Source organism: Streptomyces sp. NPDC058240 (genome assembly GCF_042882135.1).
Lineage (GTDB): Bacteria > Actinomycetota > Actinomycetes > Streptomycetales > Streptomycetaceae > Streptomyces.
On sequence record NZ_JBHVWT010000001.1, the window covers coordinates 1048392 to 1060426 of the forward strand.

A 12035-nucleotide genomic window follows, 5' to 3' on the forward strand; every position below is an offset into this window, starting at 1 on the left:
CTACTGCCGGAACGGCTCGCTGGAAGACCAGAAGTCAGAACGCTCCCGCGGCCTCAACTCCTCCGCCTTCGGCCCGCCGGGGTGTCCGGGCGTCCCCGTCGGATAGGTCATCGCGGAGTTCACGGCACAACTGAGCCCCGCGCTGACGGAGACGTTGCCGATGCTGCCGACGTCCAGGGAGACGGTGAATCCCTCAGCATCCCTGGCCCGGATCCGTGGCATGTCCTTGTCGGAGTTGACGTCGACGATCCGGAAGCCCTGCCGCTCCCAATATCGCTGGACGAGTCCCAACAGATTGCCGCGCCGCTGCTCGGAGACCACGGTGAGGATGTTCCTGCTGCGAGTGACGGTAGTGGTGCCGGTCGGCTCGTTGAGACCGGTGCTGCACGCCGCTTCCACGGGTGCACCGTAGGCCCATTTCACAGGCGGACGGATGGCCGCCAGCGTGCCGTCGAGAATCGCTTCCGAGCGCTGCCCAGCCTGCTGCATGTCCATCGTGGGTGCCTTCTGTTTCTTCTTTCCCTGACCCTCTGTGCCATTTTGCCCATCGCCGGCCCCACAGGCGGCGAGCGCCGCAACCATGAGCGCGCAGCCCACCAGCCATGCCCGTCCGAACACACCCGTCACCTCGGTGCCGCAGTCTGGATCTTGTCACCGTGGCCAGCCACGACGCTTGCGATGTTGTTCAGAGAATCGCCGCCTTCGACCGGGTCGAAGTAGATCGAATGCGCAGGCAAGTCTCCGGTCGCGAGCCCAACGAGGCCTGTGTCCCTACCGGGGGCCACGCTGAAGTGATGGCCTCCGAAATGGTTGTCGGCGGGGTCTGTGCCAAACCAGTTCTTCTTAGGACCGTACTCGCTCCCCGGAGCGACGTACTCCAGAGGATTGGACGTGGGCAGGTTGGTTACCTGATCGTTCTCCGCCGCTCCGACATAGACGTGGCTGGCCCCCACCCCGAGGTCGGAAGCCTTGTCGACGCCGACGCCCGGGCTACCGACAAGGACCACGTCGTCGGCTGGGATTCCGCCAGGTTGCTGAGTGGCCTGACCCACGGTCAAAGATCCGTATGAGTGCCCGATGGCCGTCACATGCGGTGAGCCGGATTCATGGGTGGCCCGAATACCGTTCAAGAAGCTGTCGTAGGCAGGGGCGCCGGCCTTGGCATCGCCCTCCCGCATCACGTCGGTAGCCGACCACTTGAAGCCATCCAACTGGGGTGCGTCGTAGCCGAGCCAGACGATAGAGGCAGTCGTGGTATCCGGGTACATCTTGTTCGCGGCGTGTGCCACGTTCCTGGCTCGGTCCACGTCCGATGACGCAAAATGTCCGCTCAGCTTAGTGTTCAGGCCCGGCACATACGCAGAGACGTTCTTCGAGGTGTCCGGATTGCCGAACGACACGATGGCACGGCCGTTGCCTTCCGAGCCAATGCCGAGCAGATACGGGCGGGGCTCCCGGCCCCGGTCCAGTTGCTGCTGGATGCCTTTCACACCATCGATCTTGTCTTTAAGTGCTGCCTCCTCGTCCCCGACCGCCCCGGCATAGTCAGCCTCCAAGCTGCTCAACAGCAGTGGCAGGTAGGTCCGATTGGCCTTGTCGCGGTCAACTGCTGGAATCCCGTCGCGGTTCCCAATCTGCTGCGGGTAGTCGTGGATCAGCTCGGCCTGCAGACTGGGGGAGAGCCCCGCCCACCATGTCTGCACGGCCTCGGGTGAGGCCTTCTCTTGCGGCATTCCGAGCTCGGACAACAGCTCACTGTTGAGTCCATTCGCGGTCGCCAACTCCAGCAGGCCAGCGCTCCAGTCACCTTTGGCGCACCGTTTGGCGGCATCAGTGAAGAGCTTGATCGCCGCCGCGTATTCCTTGTCGGCTGCCTGCGCCGTACCTAGGGCATCGCCAATTCGGTCGGCGTATTCCTGGGCGTGAGCAACGTGGTCACGGTTCATCATCGCCACGTCGCCCGGCGCCAGGTGGCTGATGTCGATAGTCGGGGCGGTGACCGCACCATCGTCGGCGACCGTGTAACCAGCCTCCGTGGCGTCTGCAACGGCTTCCCTGAGCTGGCCCTGTTGGGCGGCGAGCTCCTCACCGCAGGCCCTCAGCACGGTACCCACACCATCGAGTTCTTGCTTGGCAACGTTCAGGTCACGCTGCATCCGGGCGAGCCGATCGGCGGCGGACTCGGCAGCCACCCCACCCCAGATCCCTTCCTGCGAGATAGGCCGGTGCAGATACTTGCCGAAATCACCTGCGTGAGTAGTGAAGCGCTCTGCGAGCTTGTCCCAGGCATCGCCGGCGTCGGTCAGCAGAAGCGGCTTGGCGTCACGGAGTTCCGAGACTCGCATGCGTCAGCTTCCTCCGTTCGCCAGCGGTGGCACCGTGAGTCCAGGAGCATAGGGGCCAGGGGAACCCTGGGTGTAGGGGCTGAGGCCAAGGAACGAATTGCGACGTTCCTGGTCCTCTCGGGTGAAGCCCTTACTGGAGATGCTCACCGCATCCGCAGCGCCGCCCACCATCCCCGCCAAAGAACGAAGTGCCTTCGTCCATGCTTCCAGACAGTCATCGATCGCTCGAGCGGACTGAAAACCGGCCAGCCCGGCGACCGCCGCGTCTGTCGGTACGAACAGAGCCTTGATGTCTTCCGGTATGTCCTGGGCAACCTTGTGTGCAGCGTCACCCGCTTTCCGTACCTCGCCTGGTTCGATCCAGAACCCCTGCGTTCCGCCGCCGATCGGTGTGGACATACATACCCCCTCAGAATTTGAACATCCGTAGGCTAACCACAGGGTCCTCCTTGGCCCTGAGTATGCGTACTCAGGGCCAAGGAGGGCAGTGAACCATCCCAAGATCCATGGGATACCTGAACCAAGGACGATCGCTATTCCTTATTGGTCAGTCGATCCGTCGACCGCCCTGCTGCCAAATCTCATCTGCCGACTGAAGACTCACGGGAACAGCAAGAATTTCCGCATGGAATCAGCGCCCCGGCTCCCCCCCATATGGAGGGCCGCCATGCGGTGAGTTGGATCCAGGAGGGAGTGTGGAAGGCGCCCCGAAGTAAGGTGGCGTGGCCGGCTGGTGCGGGTTGGGATTCGGAAGATCGTACGTAGACGCAGGCAACGCGGCTGCGGTATCGGAGCGCCGACGAGAGCGAACGACCAAGACACCGGCGATTACACCGATTAGCGCGATCACGCCAATGCCTAGTCCGATCCAGAGACCAGTGTTCCCGCTGCCTCCATCGGAAGCGGGGGCTGCTGCGCCCTGCTTGTTGGCGTCCGCTGAACCCCCGGTCGCCTTGGAAGGCTTGGCGGACGGACTGGGGCTCGACCTCTCGGCCGCCGCGAGGTCGGGGAGCGGGTATACGTCGGGCGGGCCGGGGTCGCCCGGGGTCTTCAGGGCGATGCGGGGGCGGACGATGCCGTAGCCGACGTAGTTGTTGCGCTTGGCACCGCTGGTCGGGGCGCCGGCCGTGTTCAGCATGACGCGGAGGACCTGGTTGTTGGTCCAGTCGGGATGCTTGGCCCAGATAAGAGCTGCGGAGGCGGAGGCCAAGGCGGTGGCGTCGCTGGTTCCGCTCGTCTTGCACAGCTGAGTTCCGCCTGTGCAGGGGTGGACCATGTCGATTCCGGGCGCCGTGAGATCTACCTGCGGCCCGTGCTGGGACTCGTCAGTCTTCTTCGAGTCGTGGCCAATGGCGCCTACACCGACAACCCCTGGTGTTCCAACCGGATATTCGAGCAGGTTGGCCCCCTCGCCACTATTGCCTGCCGCAGCGAAGATCAACGAGCCCTTGTCGAGCGCGTACTTCACCGCATCCGTGAGCGCCTGGGAACCCGCCTGTGCACCCAGCGAAATATTGATGACCTTTGCACCATGTTCTACCGCGTACCGAATCGCTACGGGAGCAACTCTGTTGAACTTTGCGTCCCCATCCGCCTGGGTTGCCCCAACTCCAGAATCGGGCATACGGACCGGCAGAATCTTCGCTCCTGGCGCAAGGCCGAACGCACCGTTCCCTCCGTTACTCCGGCCCGTTCCTGCAATCAGACCGGCCATGCTCGTGCCGTGACCGTCATAGTCGGTGTGCTCGTCACCCGCGACATCCGGCTCCAGGTTCTTCCCCTTGAGGACCTGTCCCACCAGGTCAGGATTGGCCGGGTCTACCCCGCTGTCGAGTACAGCAACGACGACGCCCTTACCCGTACTCGTCTTCCACATCTCGTCCGCCCTCATGGCATCGAGATGCCACTGCATGGAACGCGTGGAGTCGGCAAACGCGGGCACAGCAGAACCGCCTACCAGGAGTAGGCCCAACGCAGCCGCCATCGTGGATCGCCGTCGTATCGGTCCCCTGCCCCTGATGCGCATCCAAGTCCTTCGTGAGTTCTCTATTGATCAGTCAATGACCGGCGGAACAACTCGTCGGCCCCCCTGTTGCCAGGTCTCATCGTCCTCGACCAGATAGCCCGGACGCCGGTCACCCTCGTCACGCCCTGCCGCGTGCATCCGAGACCCCTGAGGGGCGAGCCCGCCGCCCCGTCCTGCTAGCCCTGTGCCACGGTCAGGATCTCCCGGAGCGCTGCCTCTCACCAGACCTGACCCTCCCGGAGTGAACGGGCGTGTACTTGCACGGCCCTGCTGCGATCCTCCGACGACACCGCCTGCCTCACCGGCCAAACGACGGCCGCCGCCGCCGACTGCGTTCGGGGAGACGCCGGGGCCGATGCCACCCCCCATCCCTGGTGCCCGCCCCATGGGCGCTGAGCCGTGGGCGTTCTCGCTACCGACGACTGTCCCACGCGGAATACCGACGGCGGGACGTCCTAGGCCCGGGGGCGCAACGCGGCCACCGGTAATCCCGTTGGGACCGGAGGGTCGGCCCACGAGGCCAGGGCCAACCGGATTCACACCTGGGGCAGAGACTGGCGGACGTGGCATCCCTATCGTTCTGCCCCCTCCACTCGTATCGCGCGGCGCGGAGGTACCAGTGTTGGATACGGGCGGAATGACGCCCACCGTCTGCGGGAGAACGGTGTCGGGTCTTGGCCCGGCCGACGGCAGCAGCGGATTGGCAACCGGGGCGGACGGTGTATCCGGCAACACGGCCAGTCCGTCAATCCCCATGTCCACCGGTCGCGACACTGACGGCGCCCCGGCACGCGGGGAGATACCTACGCCCCCAGCGGACGCAGTCACACTAGTTGCTGCTTCGGCCTCGCGCCCCGGCGCAACCGCGTAACCCGTGCCGCTGGAGGCAGACACTGCCCCTGGCCCAATGTGTTTGTCTTGTTGTCCGTCGCGCCTTTCAGCAAACTGCGGCGCAATCACCTGCGGCATAGCCGGGAACACCGGCTTCTCCAGAGCCTTCATCTGCGACGAAGAGAAGGCATACGTATCCGCCAGCTTCATCATCTGCAAAGCTGCCTCTTGGCGGTTGTTCTCCCTGTCCGTGATCAACGTCTCTGCGGACTTCTTCGCCACCGCCGACGCATCAGGGTCGTTTCGCGCGGCGAGAGCGGCCTCCAGATTCGCCCGTGCACCCGCCTGCGTCCGAGGAATCGATGCCTGCACCGACGCGATCGCGGTCGATGTCTCACCCAGCCACTTGGATGCGCCCTCGCTGTAATCCCCCAGGCGCAGCGTCGCATTGGCCAGATCTGCACTCCACGTACGGAATGCATCGGCCCCTTTACCCTTCCACTCCACCCACTGCGGGCGGATCTTCAGGTCCTCGGCGATCTTGCGGATCTCCGACGCCGCGCTCAAGAGGCGGTCCGCCGCGCCCTGGATCTCGCCGCTGTTGGCCGCGTCCAGCCACTCCAGCATCTGCTCGTGGCTCATGCCGTCAAAGATCGAGCTCACGTCGCTGCCTCTCCCGTCCCCGTAGTCCCCGTGCAGGGCAATTCGTCACGCATCACGTGCCCGCGCCGCCGGCCGTGTCCTCCGGCGGAGTCGTCGGCCTCTCCGGCCGACCCGAATGCTCCTCGCCATGCTTCGCTGCCGCGGCCTGTTCGGCCTTGTGGTGGGCGTTCGTACTGCCCTGGATCGCGAGCATGCGGTCGCGGACGTCCAAGTCGACGTTCTCGTAGCCCTTGTGGGCTCCGAGGACAGCGATACTCATGCCCTCGATGGAGTCGGACAGCAGCTGGGACAGCCCCTCCAGCTCCTTGATGACCTTGGAATACGAGCCATGGAGGAGGTCCGCCTCCTCCCACTCGCCCTTGCCGCCACCGAACCGGTCCCGCCCCATCGTGTCCTCGCCGACCTTCCCCGGGCCTGCCGGAGAGGCCCTGAGGTCGTGGAGGAGTCCGTCGATGCGGTCGCGGAACTTCGTGAACGACGAGAGTTCGGTGAACAGTTCGCTCGCGGCGCCCGGGGAGATCGCCCCGGCTGCTCCTACGGCACCGATGACGCCCCATGGGTACGCCTGTGATTCCGCCCCCGGATCGCTCTGGCCCACAGTGCCCTCCCCCGATTGGCAACAGCCTTTTGCCGCTTCGAGGTTCACTTTAGTCAGCGGTGGTGACACGGTGCACCTCCGGGTTGCATGTGCAACCCGGATCACGCCACCCGTGCAGGGCTCAGGAGTTGGAGGCCGCCACCGCCGCCTGGGGTCTGATGGGGAGGCGGTTTATCGGGCGGCCGGTGGCTGCGCGTACGGCTGCGGCCACTGCTGCCGGGGATGTCACCACGGGGATCGCCGAGGCGGGCTTGGCGCCGAAGGGGGCCACCACGTCGCGCTCTTCGATGAGTTTGACGATGCGAATTTCGGGTGTATCCAGGGCGGTCGGGAGCGCGTAGCCGGTGAGGTCGGGGTGGCGGATCAGGCCGCGGGCGCTGCGGAGGTTCTCGGTGAGGGCGGCGCCGATGCCCTGGGTGATGCCGGCCTCGATACGGGTCGTCAGCTGGGACGGGTTGAGGATCCGGCCGACGTCCTGGGCGATCGCCATCTCCACGACCCGGACGGAGCCGAGTTCGATGTCGACGTCCACCACCGCGCGGATCGCGCAGAAGGCGAGGCCGACGAAGGCGTCGCCCTGGCCGGATTCGTCGAGGGGTTCGGTCGGATGGGGGCGGCACTGGGCGGTGGCCCAGAGTTCCTTGCCGTCCATCGCCTCCGTGACCGTCGTGGACAGCACACCGTCGTACGAGGTGATCTTGCCGTCGGCGATCTGCAGCAGCTCCGTGGACATGCCGAACTTGTGGGCCAGGGGCTGGAGGAGCTGGGTGCGGACCATCTTGGCGGCGCGTTCCACCGCCCCGGCCGACACCCAGGTGTGGCGGCCGTGCGTCGCCGGACCCGCCGGGGGCTGGTCGGTGTCGACGGACGCCACGTGGACCTCTTCGATGCCCAGGGTCTCCTGGACGACCTGGCGGGCGAGGGTCGAGAAGCCCTGGCCCGTCTCGACCGCCGCGCAGATGACCGTGGCGATGCCGTCGTGGACCCTGACCGTGGCCGTGGAGACCTCGTCGGTGCCCTCCGCGCCGAGCATGTGGACCATGCCGAGCGCGTAGCCGACCCCACGGCGCACCGCACCGGGTTCGCCCGCGCCCTCGGGGCCGCCGGGCAGCAGCCAGTCGCCCTCCGGGGCGTCCTTGGGGAGGGCGGGGAGGGAGAAGTCCCGTACGGAGGTGAGGAGTTCGGAGACGGGTGCGGGGCAGGTCACCGTCTGGCCGGTGGGCAGGATGTCGCCGGTGGACAGAGCGTTGCGCAGGCGCAGTTCGGCCGGGTCGATGCCGAGCTTGGCGGCCAGCTTGTCCATCTGGCCCTCGTACGCCGCGCAGACCTGCATCGCGCCCTCGCCGCGCACATGGCCCGAGGGCGGGTTGTTCGTACGGACCGCCCATCCCTCGATGAACGCGTGCGGGACGACGTACGGGCCGCAGGCGAACGCGACCGCCGCGGCGAGCGACTCGGACGACGAGTCGGCGTACGCGCCCGCGTCGAGCAGGATCTGCGCCTCGACCTTCACCAGCCGCCCGTCGGCGTCCGCGTGGTGGCGGTAGCGCAGCAGCGTCGGGTGGCGGTGGGAGTGGCCGAGGAAGGACTCCTCGCGGGTGGCGGCCAGTTTGACCGGGCAGCCGGTGCGCAGGGCGAGCAGGCCGAGCGGAAGCTGGAAGCCGGGTTCCTCGCGGTCGCCGGTCGCGCCGGGGACACCCGTGACGACGACCTTCACCCGGTCCGGTTCGAGACCGAAGCAGGCGGCGGCGAGATCGCGGTCGGTGTGCGGGTCGGTGGAGGCGGTGTAGATCTCCACCCCGCCGTCGGGACGGGGCACGGCGAGTCCGGCCTCGGCACCGATCGGGGCCGGGTCCTGACGGCCGATGCGGTACAGGCCCTCGACAACGACCTCGCCGGTGGCGTCCGGGTCCCCGTAGCGCAGCGGGATGTGGCGGATCAGATTGCCGTCGGGGTGCAGCGGTTCGGCGGCGAAGGCCTTCTCCGGGTCGGTGACCGGTTCGAGGACCTCGTACTCGACGGCGATGGCCGCGGCGGCGAGCCTGGCCGTGTCGGGATGGTCGGCGGCAACCGCGGCGATCGGCTCGCCGTGGTGGCGGACCAGGTCGGACGCGAAGACCGGGCGGTCGACGACCCTGCGGCCGTACAAGCCCTCCCCCGGGATGTCCTCGTGCGTGATGACGGCCCGTACCCCCGTCATCTCGACGGCGGCCGAGGTGTCGATGGACAGGATGCGGGCGTGCGGGTGCGGGGAGCGGAGGACGGCCGCCCAGAGCAGGCCCTCGGCCCAGAGGTCGGCGGCGTACGGGAAGGTGCCCTCGGTCTTGGCGCGCGCGTCGGCGGGCGGCAGCGAGACGCCGAGGCCGAGTGCGGGCGGCTCGGTTTCGGGGCCTTCGGTCGCCGGGGTGGTGATCCGTGTGCTGGTCGCGTTGGCAGCGGTGGCTGCGTCGTTGCTCACGCCATGCCTCCGTCCTGCGGGTGCGACTGGACGCTACCGGCGCCGGGGGCCGCCTGGTGCGGGATGCGGGCCTCGTCGGGCTCCGGGGACGTGGAGTCCGACGAGGCGGGGTCGGTGGTCGCCTCGCGGCCTGCGACGACCTCGTTGACGGCGTCGAGGACGCCGCGGTAGCCGGAACAGCGGCAGAGGTTTCCGCAGAGCGCCTGGCGCGTCTCCAACTCGCTGGGGGCGTGGTTGCCCTCCAGCAGATCGTGGACGGTCATGGCCATGCCGGGGATGCAGAAGCCGCACTGGACGGCGCCGCACTTGGCCAGGGCGCGCTGGACGTCGGACGGCTCGCCGTCCACGGCGAGGCCCTCGACCGTACGGACCTCGCTGCCGGCCGCGGTCGCCGCGGGGACCAGGCAGGAGGCGACCAGCCGGCCGTCCACCTGGACGTTGCACGCGCCGCACTCGCCCTGCGAGCAGCCGTCCTTGGCACCGGCGAGGCCGAGGCGCTCACGGAGCACGTAGAGGAGCGACTCGCCGATCCAGGCGTCGGTGACGGGGCGGTCGGCGCCGTTCACATGCAGGACGTAGGAGGCGGCGGGGTGCTCGCTGGGGGCGCCGAGCAGCCCAGTATCGGCCTGCTCGGAATCGGCCCGCCCGGTTGCGACCGGCTCGGATTCGACCGGTCCGGATTCGACCGGCTGGGAGTCTGCCGGTCGGGAGTCTGACGGTTGGGACTCCGGGGAGTCGGTGTCGGGCGGCCCGGATTCCGGGGACTCGGTGGCGGCGTCGGCGTCGGTGGCGGCGGCGGCGACGTGCGACTCGTCGAGGGCCGTCTCCGGTGACTGTGCGGCCGGGTACGGCTCGGGCGCGGCCTCCGCCGGATGCTCGGAGGGAGCCTCGCCCGCGGCGGTGGCCGGGGCGGTGTCGGGGGCCGTCTCCTGCGCGAGGTCCGCTCCGGGGGCGGATACGGAGCCGTCCTCGACGGGCTCCGTATCCGGTGCTGCCTCGGGGGCCCGTGCCGCCTCGGGGGCCTGCTCGAATTCGGCTCCCGGCGCGTGCTCCGGCTCGATATCGGCCGGGGGTGCCGGTTCCGCCACGAGCTCGGGCTCAGGACCGGGCTCCGAGGCGGGCTGCTGCGTCGCCCACGGTGCGGGCGCCCCGCCCGGCAGCGTGGCCGGCGGAGTCCGGTCCCCGTACCACTGGGCAGCCAGGGCCGAGGCGGCGAACTCGCCGGACTCCTCCGGGAGATCACCGTCGGCGACCGGGATCGTCCACTGACCGGTGTGGCCATCATGGTTGGAGTGGCTGGCGTGGGTGGCGTGGCTGGCATGACCGGTGTGGTCAGCCTGGTCGGCTTGGCCCGCGATATCTGCGTGACCCGCGTGACCCACGTGACCGGCCTGACCGGCCTGACCGGTCTGACCGACCTGACCGGTGTGGACGCCGAACTCCGTGGACTCGGTGAAGTTCCACTGGCCCGTGGCCGCCGGCGTCTCCCGGTACTGCTCCTGCGAGAACGGATCGTGAGGGGCCTGAGGGGCCTGCGGCACCTGAGGCGCACCAGGGGACTGCTGGTACTCGTACCCGTAGTCGTACGGGCCCTGCTGCTGGTTCGGGTCCGGCCAGTGCACCGCCCCGGGTGCCGGCTGCTCCGCTCCCGTACCGCGCTCCTGCTGGCTCTGCGTCTGCACGACCCAGCTGCCCGTGGCCGACGGGTCGAGCCCGGCCGCCGGTGTCAGCGGCAGGATCATCGGCGGTACGTAGCCCTGACCGGGCGCGGCCAGCGGGATGTTCGCCAGGTCCTCCGGCGGCAGGTGGACGAAGGCGGTCGCCTCGGCGTCGTACTCGCCGCCCTGCGGCGTCGGCTGCCAGCTCCCGTGCTGCAGGTGCTCCTGCTGCCCGTGCGGTTCGTTGTGGTCCTCGTTGCTCACGACAGTGCCCTCCCCAGCGCGCGTCGGGCCAGCGCGGCGACGGTCCGCCGCAGATGCAGTACGGCGGGGGGCAGCGGTGGCGCCTCTTCCCCGTCGGCGGGCGGTACCTGGTCCGGGATGCAGGCCGCGGCGACGTACTCGCCGAAGGCGGCCAGCGCGTCGGGAGCCAGGCCCCGTTCGCCGTCCCAGTCGATCAGTGAGGCGATCCAGCGTTCGGCCTCCAGCGGCCGCAGCGGCATCGGGGCGATGGCGCCGACCGCGCAGCGCACCCCGCGCCGGGCCGGGTCCAGGACGATCGCGACGGATGCGGTGGCCCGGCCGGGACCGGTGCGGCCAGTGGCCTTCAGGAAGACCTGGGGGGCGTGCAGCAGCGGTACCCGGACGAAGCCGATGAGTTCGGCGGGTTCGAGCATGTCGCGGCCGGCCAGCAGGTGCGAGACCGGGATCTCGCGGCGGGCGCCGCCCGGACCCGCGATGACCAGCTCGGCCTCCAGCGCGGCGAGCACCGGCAGGGCGTCGCCGGTCGGGGCCGCGGTGGCGATGTTGCCGCCGAGCGTTCCGGCGTTACGGATCTGGGGCGGGCCCGCGGCGCGTGCCGACGCGGCCAGCGCGGGGATGAGGGCGGCGAAGTCGGGCCGCCCCATGCGTGCGTGGGTGAGTCCGGCGCCGAGCAGGGCGTGGCCGTCCTGGTAGTGCCAGCCGCGCAGCTCGCTGATCCGGCCGAGGCCGACCAGGCCGGAGGGGCGCAGCAGCCCCTTGTTGACGGCCGACATCAGGTCTGTACCGCCTGCCACAGGAACGGCGGCGGGCATGGCGCCGAGCGCCGCCACGGCCTCGTCGAGCGAGGCCGGCAGCGTCACGGACTGCGTCGCCTGCGGTGCGTGCGTGGTCAACCCAGCTGCCCCTTCCCGGTGTCCCGGCTGTCCGGCTGTTTCGCCGTACGGTACGTGCTCATAGCCTGGACGTGGCAACTCTGGCACATCTTCGGATCGGACCGACGCGAGGGTCCGCGAAGGGCGCATCCATCCCTGATCAGGGGAATGTTCCCGTTTCGGCCCGCTTCAGCCCGCTTCGGCGCAGAGTGCGAATTGCGACTCTTCGTCACGCCTTGCCGTCGATTGTTCCGTTGCGGCGGCCGTTGCGGTGTTCCTTTCCGGCAGGGCGAGTTCCGGACAAAAAACTGCCGGCCGAC

8 protein-coding genes are annotated in these 12035 nt (G+C 68.7%); all 8 read right to left on the reverse strand.

Translation table 11 applies throughout. From position 1 onward, the window contains the following. The 8 genes from ACFVX4_RS04780 to ACFVX4_RS04815 all read right to left on the reverse strand — a co-directional run bounded on the left by ACFVX4_RS04780 (position 1) and on the right by ACFVX4_RS04815 (position 11736). Positions 1-618 (reverse strand): hypothetical protein, encoded by a 618-nt coding sequence (locus ACFVX4_RS04780; protein ID WP_389971902.1) that lies wholly within the window; start codon positions 616-618, stop codon positions 1-3. 5 nt (positions 619-623) lie between these two features. After that, entirely contained in the window at positions 624-2345 is a 1722-nt protein-coding gene (locus ACFVX4_RS04785; RefSeq protein ID WP_389971904.1) for an alpha/beta hydrolase, read from the reverse strand. Between the two features lie 3 nt (positions 2346-2348). Continuing rightward, on the reverse strand, positions 2349-2744 hold the full coding sequence (locus ACFVX4_RS04790) for a hypothetical protein (RefSeq protein WP_389971906.1): 396 nt from the start codon (positions 2742-2744) through the stop codon (positions 2349-2351). A gap of 232 nt (positions 2745-2976) precedes the next feature. Then, positions 2977-4371 carry a type VII secretion-associated serine protease mycosin gene (gene mycP / locus ACFVX4_RS04795; RefSeq protein WP_389971908.1) on the reverse strand — a complete coding sequence of 465 codons (1395 nt, stop codon included), beginning with the start codon at positions 4369-4371 and terminating at the stop codon, positions 2977-2979. Between the two features lie 1546 nt (positions 4372-5917). Beyond that, positions 5918-6463 (reverse strand): hypothetical protein, encoded by a 546-nt coding sequence (locus tag ACFVX4_RS04800; protein WP_389971910.1) that lies wholly within the window; start codon positions 6461-6463, stop codon positions 5918-5920. A gap of 121 nt (positions 6464-6584) precedes the next feature. Continuing rightward, positions 6585-8921 (reverse strand): xanthine dehydrogenase family protein molybdopterin-binding subunit, encoded by a 2337-nt coding sequence (locus ACFVX4_RS04805; protein WP_389971912.1) that lies wholly within the window; start codon positions 8919-8921, stop codon positions 6585-6587. Then, a complete protein-coding gene (locus tag ACFVX4_RS04810) occupies positions 8918-10843 on the reverse strand; it encodes a 2Fe-2S iron-sulfur cluster-binding protein (RefSeq protein ID WP_389971914.1) in 1926 nt (641 codons plus the stop codon). The genes ACFVX4_RS04805 and ACFVX4_RS04810 overlap by 4 nt, the downstream gene beginning before the upstream one ends. Further along, positions 10840-11736 (reverse strand): FAD binding domain-containing protein, encoded by an 897-nt coding sequence (locus ACFVX4_RS04815; protein WP_389971916.1) that lies wholly within the window; start codon positions 11734-11736, stop codon positions 10840-10842. Before ACFVX4_RS04815 ends, ACFVX4_RS04810 begins: the two co-directional genes overlap by 4 nt. Positions 11737-12035 lie beyond the last annotated feature (299 nt).

Bases quoted from the DNA above. Each gene is read 5' to 3' on its own strand.
- ACFVX4_RS04785 (WP_389971904.1), bottom strand. From the start codon at position 2,345: ATGCGAGTCTCGGAACTCCGTGACGCCAAGCCGCTTCTGCTGACCGAC.
- ACFVX4_RS04790 (WP_389971906.1), bottom strand. From the start codon at position 2,744: ATGTCCACACCGATCGGCGGCGGAACGCAGGGGTTCTGGATCGAACCA.
- mycP (WP_389971908.1), bottom strand. From the start codon at position 4,371: ATGCGCATCAGGGGCAGGGGACCGATACGACGGCGATCCACGATGGCG.